This is a genomic window from Bartonella massiliensis (assembly GCF_902150025.1).
In the GTDB taxonomy this organism is placed as follows: Bacteria; Pseudomonadota; Alphaproteobacteria; order Rhizobiales; family Rhizobiaceae; genus Bartonella; species Bartonella massiliensis.
The window spans coordinates 1-26,287 of sequence record NZ_CABFVS010000030.1 but is presented as its reverse complement, the minus strand read 5'-3'; the positions used below and the strand labels follow the sequence as shown (position 1 = coordinate 26,287).

The following is a 26,287-nucleotide window of genomic DNA, read 5'->3' as shown; positions in this document are numbered from 1 at the left end:
ATTGATGCTGATAATCAAGGTTGAATAAAGCATTGCGGTTTTTACGAGATCAGCCATAAGAACCTCTTGCTATTCTTGGGAAGGTGATTTTGTACATAACAATATATTACAATCTGTAATATATGTTGATATATGCTATTCGGCAAGCTTAAAATTTTTTCTTTTTTTATAAAGGTTTGAGACGTTGGGGTGCTGTAAGGCATAAAAAAAGAAAAGCTTTTAAAGTGAAAGGGAGGTTCGTTTGCAGAAAACTCGTTTATCCTATTATGTCCTAAAATATTGTCATTTATGGCATATTAATAAGGCATATAAGCTTTTTTGAAACGTTTAAGTGTTTTTGAGTGTGTAGTGAATATTGATAGGCTTGTGTTTTGGAGCTTTGCATTTAAGTAAATCACATGAGGGGGAAATTGGAGAGGGAGATTGTTTGGAAAAAAATGGAACTGTGAAATACAAGATATTGATTTATAATAATAATTCAATATTTTTCATATTGAATTAAACAACCCCAGTTGCGTGCATGTCACAAGCGGGGAGAGCTGTGTGGTAAAAACTGTATAATGAAATGCCTTTTTATAGACTGTCTCAAATGCTAAGGTCAGTCCCACAACAGTGGAGGTTCCAAGATGTAATGATGGGGTCTTGCTTATTACAAGAGCAGATTGAGTTAAAGTCTTTGTCCTTAATGGGGGCATGACCTTCACGTAACACAGAGCGTCATCCAGTTGCCAATTCACGGGCTTGTTTTAAAGAAACATCTCTTAAAGCACCCAAGCCCATTTCACGACGACGCTCGTGAATGGTATAACGGTCAATATGGATAGTGTAACAGCAAAGCTTTTAATGAAATGATATAAAATTTTAATATTATAAAAATTTATAGAACGTTACCATTTTTACGTTTGTTGAAAGAGAAAGTTGTCATCATCATACACTTTCCTTCAATATTTATGATCATCTTTAGCATTTGAGTGGGATCATCAGAGGTGTTTTTCTTTTAGTGTTTTTTATCAATCCATCAGGTTCTGTTTGTGATGTATAAGCCCAAGTGATTTTAATTGATTTAACACGGAATAGAGTGGACAGATTTAAATACGATAATTTAAAGCTCTGTAAGTTGTTCATTGAGCACAAAAAATATTGATTATATCATTATTAAATCAATATCCTAGTTTATAAGGATAAACATTTCAGTATGATTATGAAAGAGAAGAGCTTCATTGAGAGGGGTGAAAATGAGAAAGAGTTCTTAGCAAGAATTGTGCTTTTATTATAAAATGATTAGTTTTTATGCATTGTTTATTGTCAGGTTTTGAGGCGGTTCATTTTTTAGTTTGGGAAAGAAGTCAAGAGAATATCTAGAGCTTTCTCTTAATGCCGTAGTTTTTATACCAACAGCGCATGTAAAGCAGCGATATGAAGAATAAACTGCGCGGTATGGCGTGAAATAATCTAAAGGAAGATGAGGGGGGAATTTTAAAAATATCAATGTGGGAAAGTATTATGCATTGATAATATTTTTACTTATAAGGATAATTTAGCGTTATTCAACTTAAATAGCAGTTCTAAATATCGTAGAGCTTTCTCATTTTTAATCCTTTTATATTAAGATACCTAAAACCATGTCTTTTGCACATTACAAACGGGGAGGGCCGTGGTAAAAACTGTACAAGAAAGCTATGCTTCTTATGAGCCATCTCAAAGCGCTAAGGAAGATCTAACATTGAGAAGGGAAAAGTATATCATGGCTTGTTCTTTTATTAAGCGTAAAGATGGGGGGATTTATCGTTCTACCATTTATGGGAGCCAGTGCGAAATAGGGGGGACGAGCGGTGAGAGATGTTTCTTTAAAATAAGCGTAGTGACTATACGATTAAAGGTATAGCGAACTGATTGACTAAGAAACGCTTGAAAAGGTTTTAAAAATCTTATATAATTGTTCGTTGCAAAGAAAAGCGAATGATAATCGAAAAAGAGAGATTGATGGCTGTTTGGCTATTTTAAGATGTCTTTTTTGAGAGTGCTATATGGCTGATCTGTTCAGGAGTGCATTCTTTTTGTACTTTATGCGGGGTTTCGCGTGTATGCAATTTGCGTCTATGCAAAAAGAAGAGAGAAAGGCTGTATCTTTTTGGATGGCTGCAACTAATCTTGTAGGGTGTTACCTTACGAGGTGAGATAAGGTACGGGTTTAGGTGTAGAAAAGGCCATAAAGTTACGGAGGGTGAAATGTTGTTATCGGTAAGATACTGAAATCTTTAATGGGCTTAAGTCTTTATATGCTGCAAGTCTTATTGGCAGGTATTTTTTGTTGCCAATATATCATTAAAGCAGTGTTGTTTTCTGTTAATTTTGGTGGCGAGAAAATCGATAAACGAGAAAATCGGCAAGACGAAAGAGATAAAGAAAACGTGGAAATTTTGATAGTGTAGAGGCTTCAAGTTTATAGTGTTTTGGTGAATTGCTGCGGTGGCAATGATGGTTTTGGAGCAAGGCAGAAAATATTTCATAAAATGCGTTGAACTTAATATGTTAAACGTCGAAGTGGTATGCACTTTTAAGGATTGTCGTGTTGTTGTCTGAGCAATATTCGCACAATGAACTCAATTGAGTGTATCAGCATTGAAAAGGAACTGTTTAATCTCCCTCATTTGAAAGCAAGATTGAACAAGAGTGTTGAAGGGGAAATAAAAATGTCTGTAGTGCAATATGGTGATGATAGTTTTGCAGCAAAAGCAAAAGTTCTTGATAATAATCTTATTGATCGTGATTGGGCGATGACAAAATTTGTTGCTGCTGTTAAGGGATTGGCCCAAGTAGTTGATTATGAAAGCAATATGCTAGAGAGCAGTGGTGTTCCAGATTACGAAGAAATAAATTTATGTAAAATACGTGGTTTGCGTGATCTTAATAAATCCATGAGCGATGTAAAACGCTACATGAATCAAGATATTGAGCATGAAGTTGAGAGTTTGTTGTCTGATTTACAAGAAAAATTACAACGTAATAGTGAATTACTGCAAGCACATTTAAGTGCCGTTAATGATCTTTCCGAAGCTATGCAAATACCTAAATATGCAAAAGAAACAGAGGAATGATCCAAACCCGATCAATATCGGTTGTTCTTTGTGATTATAATGATGAGGTAGAGCAGTTATGGCATAAAGAGGATGTGCGTTGAGTGTATATGTTTTAAGCGCGTTTGGGTATTAAAATATTATCATTCTGTTGTGTCGTAAAACAGTGTTTTTAAATCAGTTTTCTTTTAACTGAAGTGATATAGACTGCATACTGTGGAAAGTTATGAGAAAGTGACTTTAAGAGAAGGCGGATTGTTTACAAAACATTGCTTTACAAAGTCAGTTGAATGGACGCTTCATTTTTTCCTTCGAGGAAGGGGCCAAGAGAATATTAAGACCACTCCGTGATGTCTTATGAAATGGCTTCCTTTAAAGTATGATGATGTGAATCTTTACCTATTAAGTACTTTTTAGAGTATTTGATGAATATTGCCTAGAAACCTTATGAAGCACTGTTGTTGGAAATGTGGTGATGTAAAACGCATGCTGTGGAAAGCCCAAGTGGAAGTGGCTTTAAGAGAAAACGGATTATTTACAGAGCATTATTTTACAAAGTTAGTTGAGTGGACGCTTTATTTTTTCCTTCGGGGAAGGGGCTAAGGGAATATTGATCTCCCCCGTGATGTTTTATAAAATAGTTTTTTAAGGGTGGGAATGTAAAGCAGTTAGGTGTTGGAAGCTACATGTTTAAGACAAAGATTAAGGCGGTTTAGGTTTTTTTCTGTCATTGCAGCTTTTGTATGCCAGATTGGAAAGAGCATCCAAAATTGGAGTGAACATACTGTGTATCTTTATTAGGATTAATATTAAAAAGAGGATGAATCTTCATTGGAGGAGAATTACCAAGCTGTTTAAAGTTATGATTTTCAAAAAGATTTAATACATTGCCTTTTAAAGAGTGAAGATGATACATTTCTTCATGGTTTTGTTTATTGCATTTTTAAAGGCGATCACATCCCTCATGCAAAGCAGAATTTTTCAAAAAAAATACACTTATTGCTTCCAATGTACGTGCTTGTTTTTTTAAGAAATATTTCTCAAGGTTTGTTACAATCCATTTCGCAATAGCGCCCATTTTGGAACAGTAACTGTAAAATACGATTTTAATGGGGGCTATCCTTTACGCAAAATAGAATACTCCAAACGGAATGTATTTGGATTGTCAATTCATGTGCTTGTTAAAAAAATATTTCTCAAGGTAAGTCATCCTCATTTTGCAACAGAGCGCATTTCGCAATATCGGTTTGTGACGCGACGGTGCTTATGAAGATCATAATAAGCTTCTAATGGAAATAATATAAAATCTATAGAGTACAACTATCTTTATACTTAAATAAAGGACCACATTGGCATTGTCATATACTTTGCCAGCATTTAATGCTCATCATAGCTTTTGATGCTTGAGATTCTTGAGGCATATTTAGGCAATTCTTAAATGTTTTTTATCTAATATCTTTTCTTGTGATATGTTAAGCAAATGATTTTTGTTGATATAACATGGAATAGATTTGGAATGAGAGAATCCTAAAGTATTAGGGGTATTGCATTTGAGATGAAAATTATTCTTTATCAACCCATTTGATGCGACTTAGTAGAAAATGGATTGTTTATAGATTGGTTTTTGCTTGAGGATCTTTGTTCTTTAAGAAAGGAAGAAAGTCAGCATGATTGATGCAAATTTGGGTTTTGCATTGCAAAGACTTTTCTTCTTATTTATCAGAAAGGTTCTACACTTTGCCAGTTTTAATGTTGCGAAAGCTTTTGGCACTTGAGATTCTTGAGGTATTTTTATGCTTTTTTTACGCATACATTCCCCCTTGTTTGTGATGTGAAAACAAGTGATTTTGATTGATTGCTCAATAGAAGAAGGGTGGTAATGAGAGAATCCTACACTCTTCGGTATTACAGTTAAAATTATGATTTATGATTATAAATCAATATGTTACTTTTAAGGGGGTGATAGGTGCAGAGGCATTGAGGAGATGCATTTATGTGAGTGGTCAGAAGCTAAGATTGGGTTCGATGAGAAAGTGGATTGTTTATAGATTTGGGGAGGAAATGCAAAGAAAAATAAAAGTGCTATCGCTATGGTGCACTTCTAGATTCCTTTGTGAAGGCTGACAAAGAGCATGAATGTTTAGGAAGAGAAAATATCGTGCTTTATATCGCAGGAAGTCAACTAAGTGGAACTTGCTAAATTAAGAAGCTGAGTTTTTTATAAATTGCAGCGCTTTGCTCTTAGAATAGAAAGCAGATTAAAGGATAAAGGTCATTTAAAGCATTCTAATTTTGATCAGAAATTAATTTTAAAATGGCTTTCTGTTTGACAGAGGGAAGAATTCTAAAACTTTTTAAAAGCAGATATTCCTCTTTGCTCGATGCAATTTCATCATGATGGTACGGGGCGTTTTCGTTTGTGATGATATCCGCATAAAAAAAGGTAAGTGGAACATTCAAAATATCGGAGATTTCCTTTAAACGTCCTGCGCTTACACGATTTAAGCCTTTTTCATACTTTTGAATTTGTTGGAAACTTACACCTAAGTGTTGTCCTAATGTTTTTTGAGACATTCCTAAGATTTTTCGTCTCAAGCGAATTTTTTTGCCAACAAAAAGATCAAGTTTAAGGTTTTGAGCTTGCATTTGCCCCCTCCGGTTGCGAGCGCCCTCGCATTGGTATTCCGGGAGCTTGAAAACACTGAATCCGAGTCAGCATTTTGCTTTTAGTGCGTAAGATGCACCTGGACATAACAAAATCTCCCGGAATTCCGGGACACCCACAACAGTGGGGTTATTTTCACGCTCGGATTTAGGGTTTTCAAGGCCCACTTGGTCGTTGCGTATGCGACCAAAACATCTTTTAATGTGTAGAGTAATTTTAGGGTCTTGGCAATAAAAATCATTTTTTTGAAACGGATAGATTTTTTTTATGAAAGGCGGTTTGCCGTTCAATTTTTTTAAGGCGTGCTTACTCAATTCATAAAAATATGCTTCTTAAAAAGAAAAGCCTTGCTTGTGAAGCTCAAATAAATCTTTATGAGGCGTGTTACAGAGCCCTTAAGCAATCACTAAAATGGTTCGTTTGATCTTTTTGCTGCAGTTGAGATATCATAATGATAGGGGTGAGTCTTTCATGAGAAAATACGTTTCATGAACAGCATAATACCCAAAATAGAATAGATTTGTTTTTGCCAATTCATATGCTTGTTTTAAGGATAACTTTTTCAATGCTCATATTCATTTCACGAGTGACGTTTATGAACAATATAAAGGGCGCGCTTTGTGAAGGTGTATCAAGCCTCTTATAGGGGTACAAAAGAATGGTACAAAGCTGCTATTTTTATGCAGTGCAAGGAAACAAGTTGGTATGATTATTGACTTTGCCAATCTTGAATATTCTTTTGGGTTCATAAGAGGTATTTTTATGCCCTTCTTTAATTGTTTTTACCGTATATCAATATTTTCACTTGTGATGTGCAGAAGGAGCGTTTTCATTACTTGAAGAGGCAAAGCTTGGAAATGAATGAGAAAATGCTAAGATATACAGTTTTTCTTCAATTGATAAAAATATTATAAATCAATATCTTATTTGATAAAATAATGATTTTTGAGAGTTTTTAAAATATAAATTAAAATAAAAAAGCAGCACTTTGTGCTGCCCTTTTATTTTATTGAAGTTAAAAGCTCTTTTGCTTTAAAAACGATACCGTATGCCACCCGAAACATTAGCTCCCGATACACCAGTTTTTTGCAGTTTTTGTCGATAGCTAATATCGCCATTCAGCACAATATTTTGAGAAAGATAGGCATTCACACCCATGCCTCCCTCAATTGAAGAGCCTGTAGGATCAAGATCAAAGGTATCGGCAATTTTTATTGTTTTGCCATCACCAAAAGTTCTGATAACATTCATTTTACCATAGAAGGAAACAGCCTTGTTTTCTTCCGTAGCCATGATCGTTTTTGTTAAACGTCCACCAAAACGGACCAACCATTGATGTGGATTTCCCATGTCTATTTTTAAACCATTGGCATCTGAAAAAATATCAAACATGAGATTTTGATAAATCAATTGCACTTGTGGTTCAAAGACCAGTCCTTTGGTGTCGGTTGCTAATTTTTGACCAAGGGTTGCTGATATATTAAGGAACTCAGTTCCATCTAATTTTGCAGCATTCCCAACAAGAGCTGTGGTAATGTTTCCTTTTAAGGTTCCGTAAGAAAGAAGAGCATTGACATAGAGACCATTGCTATGCTGGATGCCGCTATAAGCGGTGAGTGACCATTTATCAAGTGTTGTCTTTTCAGAATCTGGCATTTCTTTTGGTGTAAAGGCAAGCTTTCCGTATGTTCCTATAAGACCAAAATGTGTGCTTATATTTTTGCCTTCAAAGGTGGCTAATATACCCCCCAATTGTAATGCTCCATAGTTTACATCAGCATCATAACCATAGCGCAATGGGCCACGGTTGGAAAATAAGCTGACTTTCTCGCCGTAGGAAGAGAAAAAGAGACTATTCTTTTTATTGTCTTCTGCGTCAAACACTGTTGTTCGCATTGCGTCTAACAACACGTTTTGATTGTTTACATCAGAAAATCCAGAAGAGAATAAAGCATTCGGCAGAGTTAAATAGTTTGCCATCTGTGGTAAAAGTGCTCGAACTTTTTTATCCTTATCAACGTAGGCATTTTGTAAGCGGAAATCCCAGAAATTATTATTCTTACCCAAAAGATTTTGGCTTTCATGAGATGTTCCAGGTCTATAGCTTGCAAGGATATACTTATAAGGCTGTCCACCTATTGTCATATAGTCTCCGGCGAGCGTGAAGGAATTTTCGTTTGCTTGTCCGGAAACTTGAATGATTGAAACCCCATGTGTTCCTAAAGGAAGTGACGCCATGTGGTCTCCCCAGACAGCAGAATTATCGGTTGCTTTTTTATCTATTTCTTGGAGATTGATATGAACAATAGTATGCCCCGATACATCACCATTAATTAGAATGCGATCGGTTTGTTGTTCTTTGATAGGAGAATGTTTGTCCCATTGAGTGTTTACATAAATCTCTGCAACACCTTTTGCACTATAAACCGCTGCTGTATGCGCAGTTCCATCTTCTTGTGGAAATTGAGACCCTATAAACAAAGTCTGGTAATGTCCTTCCATAGGCTTAGCGAATATAATGGCACTATCTGTAAGCTGTAAGGTAGAAAGGTTAGAGAATGATTTTTCATCAAGACCAAACCGTACATAGTCATCTAAAACAGTATCATCATCTGAAATATTATCACTATTTAAAGCATTTTTATTGGGCTTTATGTACCATTTCGCCCCTTCTTTTAGATCAAAAATTGTCCTATTATCTCTAGAAGTTCTGACTCGACCTTCTAAAGAAGAGCGATCCGCAACCAGTGTAAGAGTGTTTGTGGAGTCGCTTTCGTTTTTCGTATTTTTTACTAAAATATCGGCACAAATTTCTGAATTTTTAAGGTTGATGATACCGTTTGTGTTTATTCCATAAAGGCTGATTCCTGAACCATGTTCAGCGACCAGCTTTGTACCCTCTAGATTTACTGTACCCGCAATAACTTGTTTTTGAGTGGCGTTGGCATTGCTTTCAACATTGCGTGTATATCGCTTTTGAGGGGCACGATATGGATCACTGCGGAAAATAATACCATTCGCTTCAAATTCCCCTGTGACATGTATGCTTGAATCTTTAAGATTGATTGTCCCCTCTATGTTGACCAAACCAGCTGTTTCTGCTGTTGCCATAATATCTGCGGCATCAATTGTTCCACCCTCTGATACACTGAATGCAACAAAACCCGCATCAACTATTCCATTTGTCATGTTGACTTTTGAATTATTCCCTTCCGCATGTACAGTGAACCCTCTGTTTTGAATTTTTTTGTTATGCAGAGTGATCGTTTTACCATTCTTAGCCTCAACTCTAGCACTTATATCTTCGATTTGTGCAGGATTTTTAGGCTGTATGGGAGATATTGGTTTTGTAAGCTCTGATTTTTCAGGTACGTTTTGTGTAGATGAAGATTGCGCTGATTGTACCGATGATGCGTTTTGTTCACCTGCTGGCCTTAAAGATATTGGTTGTGTGCGTTCTGGTTCTGATGATACTCCTCTTGTTGATCTTCTAAGTATTGGTTCTGTAGCGTTAGATGTTGGTCGTAAATAGGGTGAAGATTGTATCGATTCTGGCTGTGAAGATAAAGCAGAATTCGGAAGTGCTTTGTCGCTGGATTCACTCGAAGAGGAAGTATCGGAAGCACCTGAACGTCTTCTCGATTTTGCTACTTCTGCTACTGGAGCCGTTTCAGATTTTGTTGGTTTCTCAGATGGGGTAGGGGAGGTAGGGGCGTTAGATGTTGAACGCAGAGAGAAAGGATAGGGTGGATAAGCGTTTCCAAACCCATCAGATGAATTACCATATGGATTAAAAAACTTTGGCTGTATCTACCGAACTCTCAGCACGAGCAGATTGTGGAGAAGTGAGATCTATCGTTGGTGCTGGAGTTGCACTCTGAAGCGCATAAGACAAGCTTGATGAAGAATAAAACAGAACACCAGAAACTGTGTATAGTAAGAAACTTTTTTTCATATAGATGTATTCCTAAATATTTCCCCTCTTTCATGAAAGATAAAACTTTGATCTCATTATGTCTCTTTTGTAAGAGACAAAACGAAACATAATGAGGGTGCTTTATATTTCAAGATAGGAATACAAGTTTTTTAGAAGTGATAGCGCATTCCAGCGGCAATATTTATGCCAGAGATACCCACTTTTTTGAATTTATGCTGATAACTCAAGTCACTATGAAGCTCGATATTTTGTGATAAGTGTGCGTGAATACCAAAACCACCTTCGACTAAAGATCCCATAGCAGCCAGTTGAAAATTTTGACTAAAAGTTTTGATCAAATTCAGTTTGCCGTAGAAGGAAAGGGCGTGGCCTTTGTTTTGCGTTAAACGCCCACCAATACGGAGCAACCATTGATGAGGATTTCTGATGTTTATTTTAGCATTATTCTCATCTAAAGAAGCGCTGTCATTTGAAGAAGAATTATCATTTGAGGAAGAACTAAGCATGAGACGTTGATAAACAAGTTGTGCTTGTGGCTCTAGGATGACACCTTCAAAACTGGTTGATAGTTTTTGACCAACAACTGCAGCAGCCCCTAACGTTTTCTTATCATTGACCTTTGAAGCATCTTTGATGAAATCTTTGCTCATATTTTCTTTAAAAATTCCATAAGAGAGAAATGCACTTGCATAGATTCCGCTATCATGTTGAACGTTTCCATAGGCAGTAAATGACCATTTATCAAATATATTCTTATGAAAGCTTTCTGCTTTTTTAGGAGTAAAAGACAATTTCCCATAGGTTCCAAAAAGACCAAAATTGGTGCTGATATTTTGATCTTGTCGCGTTATTAATGTTGCGCCTGCTTGCAATGCAGCATAGCGAATATCGGCATGAATGCTCCCTTGTTCTTTTTGAACGCCTTCTTGTTCTGTTTGACTGTTCTCTTGTTCTGAATGAAACAGTGAGAAAAACGTATTTTTATTGCCATAAGTGGATAAGAAAATGCTTTTCTCTTGATAGTTTTTAGGTTCAAACATTGTTATTTGCATATTGTCTAACAAGATATTTTGATTGTTGACATCAGCAACGCCAACAGCAAACATTGCAATAGGCATAATTAAAGAGTTTTCTATTTGTGGCGTAAGCGTTTTGCTGTTTGCTTTTTTATCAAGAGAAGAAGGTGTTGCGGTTGTTTTATCTTCTGTAAGTGGAGAGGTGCTCTCAGCCTTAGCGGTGCGGGTGTTTCCAATCTTTGTGGGTAATTTCACATGATCTTCTGCGGACGTTTTAAGAGTCGTTTTGGGATCAAAATCAGATTGGGTATTTTTATTTATCCCAAGTTGTGTAATTCCATGGTCTGTTTTTAAAGCTGCATTATCCTTATGTTGTGAAACAACATTCACGGATGGTAATTTATCATAAGCCCTTCTTTGCCTTGTTCTGGAGTAGAGAAGAGTTTGCATATCTTGATTATATTGGTTTGCCATGGCTTGGGCATGTATATAATCTCTTTCTTTCTGCAACATATTTGTATGTGCACCAGAACCATAGCGATCAAGCCCTGAGAAGTAGCTATTAATTCTACGGTCTGTCTCATCTAAGCTTTCTTGAAGTACTTGCGAATTATTTTTCATCATGACGCCAGAGGCTATCATCTCAAGATTTTTTTCGGCTTGTGTTGGGGTGTCCATTACATCAATGGCATAGCGATATTGTTCTGGTAATTTAGTAATTTCTTCAAGAGCATGGCGTGTTTGAGGGCTTAAGCTAGAGGCATGACTTATCGACATGAAGGTAAAAGAAGAAAAAAACAAAACACAAGCGGTTGTACAGAACAAAAGATTCTTATGCATAAAGATGTTCCTTAATGATATTTTTCTTTTTTTGATAAAAAATGAACTACTTTTTGACACATTACGATTTTTGGTAATGAGCAAAATTAAGCAGTACTGTCTACATTCCAGCACTGCTTATTTATCAAAAGTGAAGGCTAAAATTTCTAAAAGCGATAACGCATTCCACCAGAAAAATTAATGCCAGAAATACCAGCTTTTTGAAGTTTATGTTGGTAGCTCACGTCAGCATGAAGCGCAATATTTTTGGAAAGTTGCGCGTTAATACCAAGCCCACCTTCAAAAGAAGATCCCATAGTATCAAGCTGGAAAGGCTCAACAATATCGATCGTGCTCTTTTCACCAAAAGCTCTGAAAACGTTCAGCTTCCCATAAAACGAAAAAACACGATCTTTTTCAATGGGAAGTATTGTTTTCGTTAAACGCCCTCCAATACGGACCAACCATTGTTGGGGGGTGCTTATATTAACTTGGAAGTCATCAATATCTGAAAGCGTACCAAATGCAATATGTTGATAAATAAGTTGTGCTTGTGGTTCAAAGGCCAATCCTTCAACGCCGGTTGCCAATTTTTGTCCAACGGTTGCCGATATATTCAATATATCCGTATTGTTTAATTCTGCGGTGTTGCCGATAAGGGCTGTTGTGATATGCCCATTTAAAACACCGTAAGAAAACAATGCATTAACATAAAGACCATTGTCATGGTGGAAGTTCCCATAGGCCGTAAAGAGCCATTTATCTAGTATACTTTTGTCAGAGCCTTCCATGTCCTTTGGTGTAAAAGCGAGCTTTCCATAGGTGCCTAAAAGACCAAAATTCGCGGTCATGTTTTGGTTTTCTAACGTTGCCAATGTCATACCTGCTTGTATAGCAGCATAATGCACATCTGCACCATAACCATATTCCAATGGACTACGGTGAGAGGATAATGTTACCTTGTTGCCATAAGTAGATAAGAAAATACCTTTCTTTTTATGACCTTCTAATCCAAAAACTGTTGAGTGCATATTATCCAACAGTGTATTTTGATTGCTTACATCAGTCAATCCAGAGGAAAATATTGCGTTAGGCATCACCAAATAGCTTGCCACTTGAGGAACTAGAGCTTTAATTTCTTCAATAAATTCGAGAGTAGCATTTTGTAGACGGAAATCCCAGAAATTTTCATTTCCTTCCAAGGGAACTTGGATATCGTTTTCTTTTCCAAGGGATGGTTCATTGATATTTTGCGCATCTTTCTCTTTTGATTCTTGTAATATTCTGCTTAAATGACTTTGTGTTCTATCCGCTTTCCCACGGCTAGATGTTGGTCCATAGGCATTGAGTACATATTTATAAGGTAAGCCTCCCATGGTGGTGTAGCCATGTACCAGTTTGAAGGAATCTTCATTTGCTTTTCCAGAGACTTGAATGAGTGAGAGACCACGCATATTCAAAGGAATAGAATCTTTTGCTTCCTCTTGATTGAAGAAGGCTGCGTGCATTGAAAGATTGTTGAAATAGATCGTCGTGGTACCTGATACATCTCCATGAACGAGAACACGATCAGTTTGTTGTTGTTCTTTTGCAAGACCACTACTCCATTGGGTATTCAAGTAAATCCGTGCGTCACCCGTTGCATTGTAAGCTGTTGTTGCATGAGAGCTGCTGTTTTGCTCTTGTTTAGCAACATTAGCTATTGGCTGTCTTCCTACATGCAAGGTTTGATACTGATCATTTGCGAGTTTATGCGGTTCTTTAAATATGATAGAACTGTTATTAAGGTTCAATACTGAAACAGTAGACTGTGAACGTTGTTGGATATCAGTGAGTACGTACCCTTTAGAAGAGTGAAACTCTTTATCTACTTCGAATTGACTAACCTTTAAGTACCACTTGCTGTTATTGTCGAGAGTAAAAATCGTTGTATTTTGGGGGAAAGTTTTTGCTCTTCCCTCTAAAATTGATTTGTCAGCGGTTAATATAAGAGTGCGAGGATCGACATCTTTTGAATTTTCTGGCGCTTTATTTTTTAATAACATATCAGAGTGAATTTCTGAATTTCTAAGTTCTACCGTGGCAACAGATTTTGCATAATCTGGTCCTGAAATACCAATACCACTTTCAACAAGAAGTTTAGTATTCGTAAGAATTACTTTGTTGACAACTTTTTCCCCCTCTTTTACTTGAGAATCCGAGATGTAATCAAAAAGGATACCACGACTTTTGTGATGTCCGGAAACAGTTACGATCGAATCTTCAAGATGGATGATACCGTTTGAAATTTCTAAACCGCGGGAATTTGACTTTCCTTCAACTTTTTTAGCATGAATACGTCCACCCGTACGCGCGGAAAATATATTCGCACTTGCATGCATTGTTGAGTTTTTAATGATGATAAAGGCTTTGTCATCAGCCACTACTGACGTAGTATTACCACGGATAAAAACGTTATTAAAGTTTTTTTCTTCTTCTGCTTTATCCGCACGAGCCATAGTCATTGTAGGTGCTGATTTATTTGCATAAGTTGACCCGAAATGAGAAAAAATCAAAGTTCCAGCAATTGTACATAACAAAAAATTTTTCTTATAAATATATTTCTTACACATAGATATGCCTTTAATATTGGTATGCTTTGATGCTTACTTCATTCCCCTGATGGCGCAAGTACCCGACCAGCTTTTATATCATTATGTTTTTATTGTAAACAACAAAACGAAATATTAAATGGTTTATTCTTTATCGTTAAAAAATTGGCCTTAGCAGAGCTTTTAAAATAGAAAGTACATTCGTAATGGTGGATTGCAGAAAAGTTAATTTAATAAGTATTTTGTTTTAAGGCGCGAAGAATCAAAATACTTTTAAAGATCGTCTATTGCTTAAAGTTGTTGTTATGGAAACTTTACAATTTTTTGTAAAAGCAGCGTTGTGTGCTAAAAGAAGTGATTAATTGGTTTTCTTATACAACAACCTATTGATTTAATTAAAGATAATTCATTGTTTTGTATATTGAATGAGAGTCCCGAATACCGTAGGACTCTCTCATTTCGAACTTGTTTAGTTGAATCAATCCAAATCACTTGTTTGCACATCACAAGTGGGATGAGTATGTGGATAAATTTGTATAAGAAAGGCATAAAATGGCTTTTCATAAACCGTTTTACGTGCCAAGGTTTATTGCAACACTCAAAGGTTGGCAAAGTGTATAATGGTGCCGGCTTGTTACTCCATAAACGTAAAGATGCTGGTGCTCAATGGATTTACCATTATACCACTCACGAGCGTCGTCGTGAAATGGGCTTGGGGGCATTGCAAAATGTTTCTTAAAAAAAGGCGTGAATGTGCAAACCAATGGCGCTCTGTTTTACATAGGAGCATTTACTATGTATTTTATGTTATAAAAAAATGTTTTGTATTTTTATATCGATATATGAATTCATTGAGTCCATTTGATTTTTATCAATCAAAAAGACAACTTTCTCTTGAGGTTTCAATCGTTATTGAGAGATAGAGTATTTTGTTACATTGGGTTTGAGTGAAATTATTTTTTTCAAGAAAGATGTATAAAAAGCACAGTTATTGATGTTTTTTTTCGATAAATTGAAAAAGGCAGTACATGTGTACTGCCTTTTGCTAAAATGGGTAGACTATAAGTTGTTTTTTGCTTTTTCTTAGAATTGGTAGCGGATTCCACCTGAAAAGCTTGCTCCAGATATACCAGCTTTTTGAAGCTTCTGTTGATAATTAACATCAGCATGCACGGCAATGTTTTTTGATAATTGTGCGTGCACACCAAGTCCACTTTCAACAGAGGCTCCCATAGAATCAAGGTGGAAAGGTTTACCAATCTGTATGGTGCTATTATCGGCAAAAGCCTTAACAATATTTAATTTACCATAAAAAGAAAGAAGAGAGTCTTGCTGACTAGAAAGCGTTGTTTGTGTTAAGCGTCCTCCAACACGCACCAACCATTGATGAGGATTGCCCATATCTACATCAAAGCCATCAACATCTGAAAGTGTGCCGAGCATAAGACGTTGATAAACAACTTGTGCTTGAGGTTCAAAGACTAATCCCTTCGTGCTGGTTTCGAATTTTTGTCCAATAGTTGCTGATGCACTGAATGTATCAGTGTTCGTTAATTCTGCAGTCTTTCCTACGAGAGCTGAGGTAATATTTCCTTTGAGCATTCCATAGGAGAAAAGTGCATGGATATATGTGCTATTCTTATAGCGCAGGCTGCTATATGCAGCAATCGACCATTTATCGAGCGTAGTCTTGTCAGTCCCTTCCATATCTTTGGGGGTAAAGGCTAATTTTCCATATGTTCCCAAAAGACCAAAATTAGTGGTTATGTTTTCATCTTCTAGAGCGACTAATGCCATGCCTGCTTGTAAGGCACCATAATGAACATCAGCACCATAGCCATATTGTAATGGCGTATGGTGAGAGGATAATGTTACTCTGTTGCCATAAGCAGATAAGAAGATCCCTTTATCTTTATAATTTTTTGTTTCAAAGGCGGCTTCTTGCATTGTACTTAATAAAGTATTTTGATTGTTTACATCTGTTAATCCAGCTGAAAATAGTGCGTTCGGCATGACCAAATAGCTTGCTACTTGGGGAACAAGAGCTTTAATCTTCCCTTCATCATCAAGAGTCGCATTTTGCAAACGGAAATCCCAGAAATTTTCTTTTTCTTCCAAGGAAGGAGAGACATCGTCTGCTTTTCCAAGGGATAATGCATCGGGACTTTTTGCATCTTTCTCTTTTGGTGAAACGCCTTCGATCATTTTTCCTGATATTGTATAGATTGTGTAGTCTTTGAGAGTGTTTTCTTTCGATTCTTGCGATATTCCACTGAAATGACTTTGTGTCCTATCGGCTTGTCCATGGCTGGATGTGGGGCCATAGCCATTGAGTATATATTTATAAGGTAAGCCTCCCATTGTGATGTAGCCGCGTGCAAGTTTGAAGGAATCTTCATTGGCGTTTCCAGAGACTTGAATGAGTGACAAACCACGCATATTAGAGGAAACAGAATCTTCAGTTTTTATCCCTTCACCTTTTGCAAGATTCTTGATATGGACTGTTGTACTGCCTGATACATCACCACGGATAAGCAGGCGGTCAGTTTTTTGCTGCTCTTTTGCAAGACCATCACTCCATTCAATATTAAAATAAATATTTGCATTGCCTGTGGCATTGTAAATTGTCCTGTAAGTGCTTTCTATATCAGGAATTTTACTTTCTTGCGGTCTACGAACCTCAGCTGTTCGCCCTATATACAAGGTGTGATACTGATCTTTTTCCCGTCCTTGCGGGGCTTTAAAGATGATAGAGCTATCATTCAGATTTAGTACAGAAACAGTAGAAAGTGCTCGTTGTTTAATATCACTGAGATCATAGTCAAATACACTAAAGTCAGTATCAACTTCCTCTTGAGATGTATTTAAGTGCCATTTACTCTTGTTGTTTAAAGTTACAACCGTTGTATTTACTTTTAAAGTTCTTGCTCTTCCTTCTATTGTTGAATTATCAGCGGTTAATGCAAGCGTTACAGGAAGAGTGTCTTCATCATAATATTTACGTTTTGTTTTATTTCTCAATAATACGTCAGCTCGAATTTCTGAGTTTGTAAGTTGAACTTCAGCAACAGCTCTTGAGCAGTAGGGACCAAGAATACCGGTACCACTTTCCACAAGAAGTTTGGTATTGGTAAGAACAACCTGGTTAATAACTTTTTCCCCATTCTTTAGAGCGTAATCTTTTGTTTCATAAAAAACAATACCGCCACCTCCCGCACGTTGAACGGTTATGGTTGAATCTTCAACATTGATTATACCGTTTTTAGCTTCTAAACCTTTATAGACTGTATTGGCTTCAATTTCTCTAGCATGAATACGTCCTCCTTCTGATACAGAAAGTGCAGACAATTCTGTGTGTATTGTTGATTTTGCAATTGTGATAACTGCTTTCTCATGCGCTAATATTCCAGGACCTTTATCACGAACTAGAACATTATTAAAAGTCTTTTCTTCTCCCTTATTTACTTCAATCTTCCCCAAAATTTCAGGAGCAGATGTATTTGCATAAATTGACCCAAAATGAGAAAAAATCAAAGTTCCAGCAATTGTACATAACAAAAGATTCTTCTTATAAATATATTTCTTACACATAGATATGCCTTTAGTATTTGGTATGCTTTGATGCTTACTTCATTCCCCTGATGGCGCAAGTACCCGACCAGCTTTTATATCATTATGTTTTTATTGTAAATAACAAAACAAATTATATTGTGATGTTCTCTATAATTTGAAATTTTGCTTTAGAAAAGCTTTTTGTATGATCATAAAAAAATTGGGAAAAATGGATTCCATAAGATTTCACTTGATAAGTTTATGCTAAAAACACGATGAAGCATGCTATTTAAAAAATTATTGATTTTGGGACAATCATTATAAAAGCTTTATGTTAAGATGGATCACTTTAGGCACTCAGAAAATCTCAATCAATTTTTTCTGCTATAGAAGAAAAATCTGCACTAAGAAAAAGAAAGAGGAGGATATTTACGGTTTTTCTTTAAAGAAACCTTTCTTAAAAGGGGCAAAGCTTATTTTACTGAAGGTAATACAGCGCATTTTGCGATGGCGACCATGAACGGTATAACGCTAAAGCCATTGAGATTGAATCCTGTTATCTTATGCTTGTGAAGGAGTAAGTTGACACCTTCATGAAAGAAGCAAGCTCATCATATACTTGGGCCTGCTCCAATATAGCGATACAATTCTTGGTTTTGAGATCGTTCATAAAAAGGCATTTTAGGTTTTGCTTGTATCGTTTTATCCACATAACTCTTTTTGTTCGTGCTGTATAAGCGAATGATTTTAATTGATTCAATATAAAACAGGTTTAGAACGAGAGAAATTTTACGGCATTGGAGACACTCATTCAACAAGCACAATAATGAATACATTTTATAAATCAATACAATAAATCCATGAAATTCCTTATATTTATAATAATTATACTGTTCCTTCCCTCAGTTTTTACAGCCGTAGAAACAGTTTAAGCGCCAGCAATTTGTATTTCTATTCTTTTGTTATTGTTAAATATCCGTTGATGATTTTTTATCAGCTTTTGTATGAAGTATCTCAAAAGTTCCGTTGAATATGTTTTTTGCGTAAAAAACTTCGAGGGATTTAGTTTCTGCATGACAGGTAGAAAATCGTAAAATTTTTACAATTTCTGTTTACGATAGAATATTTTTTTAGATATAAATATTTCTTATTTTCTATTTATATTAATAAATAAATATTTATCTATAATATTAATTTTACATGTAAACTATTAAAAAATAATAGTATATTTTATTATAACTTAAATTTATACAAAAAATATTTAAATATACTAATGTTTTATTAAATATGTTGTTGTACAACTTTACCTCTTATTAGATAATAAGAGCTATAAAATAGGAAAAATAGGCACTGCTTTTACAATATTACCTTAAGATTGATAGCATCATATTGCGCTTAATAAATTCATCTCTATTCCACTGATTTTGATCGTTTTTCCATTGTTTTATTTTCTTTCAGTGAGATGCGCTTGATAGGAGAGGGATGAACTTTCTCAAAACTATTTGCTTAAAAGGGTGGTACAGGGAAGTGTCAATGAAGCCTTATAGATGGGTGTTAAGTGCGGTAATTGAAAGAATAGGGGGGTAAATATAGCAAGGGTGCAAAGACAGGGACTTTTTATAATCTTTTTCTAATATGGTTGTCTGTATATTGTCTAGAAATGTATTTTTCTTAAGCTTTATGGATAAATTCGCGAATAAAATATGGCTGGGAGACTCGTGTGAAGAGGAGGAAAAACCTATTTTGAGTGGAAAAACGTTATATAAAGAGCTTCATGTTGAAGCTTTTAAATGAATAGTGCGTGGCCAATACAATAGCACTTTTATGAGAGATTGTACTTTTATTAAAAGCTCTCCGCTTTTATTATTTTGAACTTTGACATATTCTAGATAAAAATACCTTACATTTTTTCTCTCTCAAAAGGGAAGGGGGGATGAAACAAGTGAAATTATATCAATAAAATATGGGGTGGGTGTAGTTATTTCTAGGTGTTTTTTCTGAAGACTTTGCTTTCACTTGGAGATAAGGCGCTTTATGACATTTTATTTGAGAGAGATGGACACATTCAATCTGATATGTTTCTATGCTTCAAAAAATAACAGCGAGCCTTATCAATCAATAAATCTTGATGCAGATAGTGCTGTAGGGGATCAACAACAAAGCTATTCGAGCAATTTTTTATGAAAGAGTGTCTAGAATCAAAAAGGCAGCGTATTGTGCTGCCTTTTTGTTAAATTGAATAGCATGGCTGTTATTACGGTTTTTATTTAAAACTCATAGCGTATGCCGCCTGAAAAGTTTGCTCCAGAAATACCGGTTTTTTGCAGCTTTTGTTGATAACTGACATCACCGTGAAGGGAGAGATTTTGAGAAAGTTGTGCATTGATGCCAACACCCCCTTCAAGAGAAGTTCCCGTAGCGTCAAGATCAAAGTTTTTGCCTATCTGTATTTTACTATCATCCCCAAAGGCTTTGAGAAGGTTTACCTTTCCATAGAAAGAAAGAGGACGATTCTTTTGAATGGAGACTGTTTTTGTTAGACGTCCACCAATTCGTGCCAACCATTGATGAGGATTTTTCATATCAATTTTTAAGTTATCGACATCGACAAGGGTGTCAAACATTAAACGTTGATACACCAGTTGGGCTTGTGGTTCGAAAGAAACGCCTTCAAGACCCGTTGCAAATTGTTTCCCAATGGTGGCGGCAACACTCAGTGTTTTTGCATTTTTTAACTTTGCGGTATTTCCTCTGATGGCATTGGTGATATGCCCTTTAAGGATACCGTAAGATAAAAGTGCATCAATATAGAAACCACTGTTGTGTTCTATGCTCCCATAGGCTGTCACGGCCCATTTATCCAACGTGCTCTTTCCTGCACCTGCCATATCTTTTGGAGTAAAAGAGAGACGTCCATAGGTGCCGCCCAGCCCTAGATGAGTTGTGGTGTTTTGTCCTTCTAAGGTTGCCAATGCAACACCGGCTTGGAGAGAGGCATAGCGGAAATCAGCTCCATAACCGTATTTGAGAGGACCACGCTTGGAAGATAAGGTTGCTGTATTTCCATAGGTGTTTAAGAAGAATGCGTTCTTTATTCCTAGTCCCAGTCTTTGTCCTATGGCTGACATTCTCATACTGGCTAAAAATTCGTCTTGTTTAGCAATATCGGTTAATCCAGCGTGAAAGAGAGCATTCGGCATTACAATATAGCTTGCTGCTTGTGGAACAAGTTCTTCTGTAGTTAAATCAGGGGCAAGAAAGCCTTTATGTAAGCGGAAATCCCAGAAATTCTCATTCTTTTCATCAAAGAGGTTTTGGTCAATATCGGCCACACCATGGCTTGAGTCTGGTCCGTAACCGGTTAGCGTATATTTATAAGGCAAACCACCTCTTGTGGTATAACCATGCGCTAATTTGAAGGAATCTTCCTTTGCCTCTCCAGAGACTTGAATGAGTGAAAGCCCCCCTATATTAGAAGGATCGGAAGCATTTGTGACACTCTCTTTATCTCCTAAATCGCTTTTGATATAAACTGTTGTGGAGCCTGAAACATCACCGTGAATGAGAAGATGATCGGTTTCTTGCTCTGTGATTGGCGTGCCATCAGTCCATTTTGTATTGAAATAAATTTTTGCGTTGCCTGTTGCATTATAAACGGCTTTGGTATCTGGTTTTCCCGAACCTATATGCAATGTGTGGTAATGACCTTCTGTTGGCTCTTGAAAAATGAGAGAGCTGTCATTGAGGTCGAGAACAGAAATGTCAGAACGTGACCTTTGAGTGATATCAAGCAAATTACCTTCAGCATCTTTCTCTTGTGTGCTGTTTTTTAAGAACCATTGTGTTCCGTTTTTCAGGTCAAAGTGTACGTTTCTCTCTTGTGCAATGTTGGCTCTGCCCTCTAAAGTGGAATGATCTGCATTTAATGTGAAGCTACCGTTGGAGATCTTCTTCATGGTTTCATCATTCCAGAAATTTTTATCGTTGCCAGAAATTTTGTCCCAAAAAATACTATCATCTAATAACATATCGGCGTGGATTTTTGAATTATTAAGATTAATTGTACCGATTGATAGAGTAGGGCTATTTTCAATGCTTTTTGCGGAGAAAGCTCCAACAAGAATTCCAGTGCCATTATCAACGTGAATATTGCTATTGGTCAGATTGATTTCGCTATTTCCATCTATTTGTAGATCATCTAATTTATCTGTATTGTTTTTCGATAAAGCCACTAGTTGCATACCTATGTTTTCTGCTTTTACATCAGTATTTGCTAGGTCAATCTTTCCCCTAGCTGCTGCGAATAGTGCAACTTTTTTGACGTCTATTTCATTTTTAGTGCCATTCTTCATGATAATTGAGGCATCACCAGCTGCAGCAAGACCAAGATCAAAGCTTTCAATGGTTGTGTTACCATTTAATTCAATTTTGCTCTCAGGCTCGTAAGAGCCTACAGCAGTGGTTATTTTTTTGCTCTCACCACCGGTCATTACTAGATCACCACTGGTGATCTTGCTTCCACCGTCTGCATAAAGACCTTCATCAACATTTTGAATGATTGTTTTGCCTGTTAAGTTAATTTCACTTCCAGCGTCTTCTGTCGTTAGACCAGAGCGTGTTGTGTCGGGATCCGAATTGATAGCTTTTCCACCGGTGATATTTAAATCTTCACCGGTAATTTTACCACCATCAGCTGCTCTAAGACCGTCTAAAGTATTGTTGATTGTCGTTTTGCCATGCAATTGAATTGTGCTCTCACCAAGCGCAAGTGCGCCGGTTCCTATACCATCTGTTGTGAGCGTAACATTTGTGGCATCGATCTGTCCTTCGTTTTCTGTCAATAATGCTGCACTGTTACTTTTTGCAGTTGCACTTCCTCCTACCATTATAATTTTTGAATCTGGACCGTCTGCATAGACACTATCTCCATAAGATGATGTGATCGTAGCGTTATTTAAAGTAATGGAACTTCCCTGTTTTGCATATATGCCATCACCTTTGCTTTCAAATGATCCTCCCGAGACTGTTATTGTCGAGTGGTCATCCGCAATTATGGCACTTTCTGCTTTTGTCACGGTTACATTGTTTAAAATGAGGGTACTTTTATTTGCTTCTATTCCATAGTGTAATAGCGCATCATCTTCATCTTTAACGCTTGATATGGTCACATTTTCTAGTTTGTTTTCTTCTCTCTTACTGTTCTCGAAGCTAGCTCCATTATAGAAAGCTTTAATGATTCCCCCCGTCATGCTGATTGCGCCACCATCTTTTACATAAAGTCCAGTGTCTTCAGATGATGTAATTTGGGCATTGTCGGTTAAGGTAATGATACTGTTTCTTTGAGAACCTATAGTTACTTTTTTGCGTCAAATTCCCCTCCAGAAACCGTTATTGTTGATTGATCATCTGCAATTATGGCGCTGTTTGCTTTTGTCACGGTGACATTTGTTAAAGCGACTGTACTGTTTTGGACTGCTAATATTCCATTCAGAAGCAGCGCATCGTCTTTACTGCTTGATATTGTCACATTTTCCAGTTTGTTTTTTTCTCTCTTACTGTTCTCGAAATGAGCGCCAACATTTGAAGCTTTAATGATTCCTCCTGTCATGCTGATTGCACCGTCATTTTGTGCAAGAAGTCCATCGTTCTCAAATGATGTAATTTGAGCATTGTTGGTTAAGGTAACGATACTATTGCCTTGCGAAGCTATTGTCGCTAGTTTTGCATCAAACGATCCTCCAGAGATTGTTATTGTGGATTCATTATCGGCAACTACGGCGTTTTCTGCTTGTGTGACAGTTACATTTGTTAAAGCGACTGTACTTTTATCTGCAGATACTCCTGCGTTCAGAAGTGCACCGTCTTTATTACTTAATATAGTCACATTTTCCAGTTTATTTTTTTCGCTGTTACTTCCTTTAAAACCAGCACCAAACTCTGAAGTTTTAATGGTTCCCCCCATCATGCTGATCGCGCCACCATCTTTTGCATAAAGCCCAGTGTTTTCAGATGATGTAATTTCGGCATTGTCAGTTAAAATAATCGTACCATTATTTTTCGCAGTTATTGTCGCTAGTTTTGCATCAAACGATCCTCCAGAGATTGTTATTGTAGACTCATTATCTGCAACTACGGCGTTTATTGCTTGAGAGACAGTTACATTGGTTAAAGCGACTGTACTTTTATCTGCAGATACTCCTGCGTTCAGAAGTGCACCGTCTTTATTACTTAATATAGTCACATTTTCCAGTTTATTTTTTTCGCTGTTACTGCTTTCAAAGTCAACACCATTATAGAAAGCTTTAATTGTTCCTCCCGTCATACTGATCGCGCCACCTGTTTCGGCAAGAAGTCCATCGTTCTCAGATGATGTAATCTGTGTAACGTCAGTTAAAATAACAGTGCTGCCTTTTCCAGCGTATATCGTTGCCTTTTTTGCGTCAAATGATCCTCCAGAGACTGTTATTGTAGATTCATTATCGGCAACTACGGCGCTTTCTACTTGTTTTACAGTTACATTTTTTAAAGCGACTGTACTATTTTTGTCTGCAGATACTCCTACGTTCAGGAGTGCACCGTCTTTATTACTTAATATAGTCACATTTTCCAGTTTATTTTTTCGTTGTTACTGCCTTCAAAGCCAGCACCAACCTTTGAAGTTTTAATGGTTCCCCCCGTCATGCTGATTGCGCCACCATCTTTTGCATAAAGTCCGGAGTTCTCGGATGTAATTTGAACGTTGGTGTTTAAAGTAATGGTACTGCCATTAAGAGCGCCTAATGTTACCTTTTGCGTTTCAAATGATCCTCCAGAGATTGTTATTGTAGAGTTATTATTTGCAACTACGGCATTATTTGTTTGTGTCACTTTTACATTTTCTAAAGTGATGGTACTGTTTTCAGTTTTTATTCCAGCGTGTAGTGGTGCATCATCTTTACCACTCGATATGGTCACATTTTCCAGTTTGTTTTCTTTGCTATTACTGTTTAAGAAGTGAACGCCAGTGTCAGAAACTGTAATAGTGCCCCCTGTCACTTGAAGTATCGCGTCATTTTTTACTTCAAGACCCAAACGGATGTCAGAATCCGTTCCTTTAATGGTTGTGTTATCGCCCTTTAATTCAATTGAACTGCCTTTACCTTCAGTGCTTATAACGTAAATGTTTGTGTTTGAGTTTGTGTCTTTATTTCCAGTTACCTTCAAATCAGTTCCGATAATTTGACCGTTTTTTAGAGCATGAAGAGTCTCATAAGTGGCATCTTTGATCTCTTTTTTTTCTCCAGAAACTTCAAGAGATTCAGCATGAACATTGAATTGGATATTAAACAGCACAATAGCTGCTGTTGCCATAGATGACAGAAGGGATTTTTTATACACGAATGCTCTCCTTTTAAAGCCCCCAATATTATTCCCCGCACTCTTCAAAAGAAGAACAGAAATAGATATTGCTTTTCATTAATTACTCATAGCTTTGATAATTTATTTTTTTTTCTCTGTCAAAGTTAAAGTTGAATTTATCGTTAAATACGCAATATTTAAGTTTAATTTATAATGTATTTTTTTAGTATAGTTAAAAATACTTTTTCGTATTTAGTGCAATATTATAAGGCATGGAGAATTTCCTCATGATATTTTATTAATGGTCAGATGTGCTTTGATGCCAATATTCATGGGTATATTAAAACAAGAGAGGAATGGCAGAACAGAATAATACAAGAAACAGAATGAGGAGAGAGAGCATGCAAGATCCTTTGCTGATGTTAGGACCGCATCAATTTTATGTGGACTGGTTAAATTTCCAATCTTTTGAGGAAGAGTTTTCTGCCTCGTGGGTTTGCTGAGAACGTTTTGGTGGGGCCCCTAGTTTGCAATTTACCGGCTATGGCAATGATCCCAAAACCCTCCACGGGGTATTGTTTCCAGAAGAGTTTGGAGACCGTGTTGCCATTGATGCCATCACCAGAACCATTCGTGCTGCAAAACCGGTTCAGATGATCCGTTGGATGCGTGATGATAGCTACAGTGCCTTAATGCATGGCTCTGTGGTCATTACCCATATTCGTAAAGACCATGATTACATTAACCGCTCTGGTCAATCGGGGCGCATTCGCTATTCCATTAGCCTGTTGCCGTTTTTTGATGGGGGAAAACCGCAAGGTCAGTATCAAATAGGGCAATATCAGGGGGGACAAGAGGAGGACACCCCATGAAGATCCCCGCAAAGCAGTTTGTGATCGAATTAGAGGATATGAGTTTAGACTTGATTTGTTATCACCATGCCTTGTCTGTTTTAGGAGACCGGCGGCAAGCGGGTTTATTAAAAGGTTATTTAGAAGCCACGCTGGAGGCTAATCCAGAAATTGCGGGGTATGGGGCTTTTTTGCCGCGGGGCTTAAAAGTCTTTTTGCCTGAATTTGTCTCATGCGAAAAGAACAGTGTGGTCAAACGGCTATGGGATTAATGCGCACATATCCCTTTATTGAGGTAAGGGTGGGGGAGAAACTTGTTCATGAGGTTTTTTACCAACGTCTTTTAACGGCAACCATTACAGACAATGCGAGTAATGAAGCCGATAGCTTTGAAGCAGAATTTGATGACAGTGGCAATGATTTAGAGATCCCCTCCAGTAA

Annotated in this window: 14 protein-coding genes and 4 pseudogenes; 8 read left to right on the top strand and 10 right to left on the bottom strand. The window is 36.8% G+C overall.

All coding sequences use genetic code 11. The annotated features are described in order from the left end of the window. Positions 1-720 precede the first annotated feature (720 nt). A pseudogene (locus FNZ60_RS07360) lies at positions 721-810 on the bottom strand (integrase); the annotation flags it as partial. A 1,469-nt stretch (positions 811-2,279) separates the two neighbouring features. Between FNZ60_RS07360 and FNZ60_RS09745 the strand changes: the two are divergent. Next, a complete protein-coding gene (locus tag FNZ60_RS09745) occupies positions 2,280-2,432 on the top strand; it encodes a hypothetical protein (RefSeq protein ID WP_185913525.1) in 153 nt (50 codons plus the stop codon). Positions 2,433-2,693: 261 nt separating this feature from the next. Then, positions 2,694-3,098 (top strand): flagellar protein FlgN, encoded by a 405-nt coding sequence (locus FNZ60_RS07355; protein ID WP_142416974.1) that lies wholly within the window; start codon positions 2,694-2,696, stop codon positions 3,096-3,098. A 2,265-nt stretch (positions 3,099-5,363) separates the two neighbouring features. Here FNZ60_RS07355 and FNZ60_RS07350 read toward each other — a convergent pair. Together FNZ60_RS07350 and FNZ60_RS07340 are read right to left on the bottom strand one after the other, a co-directional pair. Further along, positions 5,364-5,723: a helix-turn-helix domain-containing protein gene (locus FNZ60_RS07350; RefSeq protein ID WP_142416973.1), complete on the bottom strand. Its 360-nt coding sequence runs from the start codon at positions 5,721-5,723 to the stop codon at positions 5,364-5,366. A gap of 1,051 nt (positions 5,724-6,774) precedes the next feature. Beyond that, positions 6,775-8,931, bottom strand: coding sequence for an autotransporter outer membrane beta-barrel domain-containing protein (locus FNZ60_RS07340; protein WP_246054744.1), 2,157 nt, complete (start codon positions 8,929-8,931; stop codon positions 6,775-6,777). A 70-nt stretch (positions 8,932-9,001) separates the two neighbouring features. Here FNZ60_RS07340 and FNZ60_RS10225 point away from each other — a divergent pair, with 70 nt between their 5' ends. Then, positions 9,002-9,274, top strand: coding sequence for a hypothetical protein (locus FNZ60_RS10225; RefSeq protein ID WP_246054743.1), 273 nt, complete (start codon positions 9,002-9,004; stop codon positions 9,272-9,274). 54 nt (positions 9,275-9,328) lie between these two features. Further along, complete coding sequence (locus FNZ60_RS10220; protein WP_246054742.1) at positions 9,329-9,487, top strand: hypothetical protein; 159 nt, start codon at positions 9,329-9,331, stop codon at positions 9,485-9,487. A gap of 45 nt (positions 9,488-9,532) precedes the next feature. On the opposite strand, the gene FNZ60_RS09740 is transcribed toward FNZ60_RS10220, so the two are convergent. The 3 genes from FNZ60_RS09740 to FNZ60_RS07330 all read right to left on the bottom strand — a co-directional run bounded on the left by FNZ60_RS09740 (position 9,533) and on the right by FNZ60_RS07330 (position 14,126). Beyond that, positions 9,533-9,697, bottom strand: a complete 165-nt coding sequence (locus tag FNZ60_RS09740) for a hypothetical protein (protein ID WP_185913523.1) — start codon at positions 9,695-9,697, stop codon at positions 9,533-9,535. Between the two features lie 131 nt (positions 9,698-9,828). Beyond that, positions 9,829-11,535 carry an autotransporter outer membrane beta-barrel domain-containing protein gene (locus FNZ60_RS07335; protein ID WP_142416970.1) on the bottom strand — a complete coding sequence of 569 codons (1,707 nt, stop codon included), beginning with the start codon at positions 11,533-11,535 and terminating at the stop codon, positions 9,829-9,831. A 146-nt stretch (positions 11,536-11,681) separates the two neighbouring features. After that, complete coding sequence (locus FNZ60_RS07330) at positions 11,682-14,126, bottom strand: autotransporter family protein (RefSeq protein ID WP_142416969.1); 2,445 nt, start codon at positions 14,124-14,126, stop codon at positions 11,682-11,684. 499 nt (positions 14,127-14,625) lie between these two features. Here FNZ60_RS07330 and FNZ60_RS07325 point away from each other — a divergent pair. Beyond that, positions 14,626-14,887 (top strand): annotated as a pseudogene (locus tag FNZ60_RS07325) (integrase); the annotation flags it as partial. A gap of 301 nt (positions 14,888-15,188) precedes the next feature. Here the strand turns inward: FNZ60_RS07325 and FNZ60_RS07320 are convergent. The 4 genes from FNZ60_RS07320 to FNZ60_RS10615 form a co-directional block, all read right to left on the bottom strand. Further along, entirely contained in the window at positions 15,189-17,696 is a 2,508-nt protein-coding gene (locus FNZ60_RS07320; RefSeq protein WP_142416968.1) for an autotransporter outer membrane beta-barrel domain-containing protein, read from the bottom strand. Positions 17,697-19,924: 2,228 nt separating this feature from the next. Beyond that, positions 19,925-22,960: an autotransporter family protein gene (locus FNZ60_RS10625; protein ID WP_425456839.1), complete on the bottom strand. Its 3,036-nt coding sequence runs from the start codon at positions 22,958-22,960 to the stop codon at positions 19,925-19,927. Positions 22,961-23,010: 50 nt separating this feature from the next. After that, positions 23,011-24,258, bottom strand: coding sequence for a hypothetical protein (locus FNZ60_RS10620; RefSeq protein ID WP_142416966.1), 1,248 nt, complete (start codon positions 24,256-24,258; stop codon positions 23,011-23,013). After that, entirely contained in the window at positions 24,255-25,034 is a 780-nt protein-coding gene (locus FNZ60_RS10615; RefSeq protein WP_185913521.1) for a hypothetical protein, read from the bottom strand. The genes FNZ60_RS10620 and FNZ60_RS10615 overlap by 4 nt, the downstream gene beginning before the upstream one ends. A 362-nt stretch (positions 25,035-25,396) precedes the next feature. On the opposite strand from FNZ60_RS10615, the pseudogene FNZ60_RS07300 reads away from it, so the two are divergent. The 3 genes and pseudogenes from FNZ60_RS07300 to FNZ60_RS07290 form a co-directional block, all read left to right on the top strand. Beyond that, positions 25,397-25,867: pseudogene (locus tag FNZ60_RS07300) on the top strand (phage tail protein). Next, positions 25,864-26,118, top strand: coding sequence for a tail protein X (locus FNZ60_RS07295; protein WP_142416965.1), 255 nt, complete (start codon positions 25,864-25,866; stop codon positions 26,116-26,118). The pseudogene FNZ60_RS07300 and the gene FNZ60_RS07295 overlap by 4 nt, the downstream one beginning before the upstream one ends. Next, positions 26,109-26,287, top strand: a pseudogene (locus tag FNZ60_RS07290) (late control protein); the annotation flags it as partial. The gene FNZ60_RS07295 and the pseudogene FNZ60_RS07290, both read left to right, overlap by 10 nt.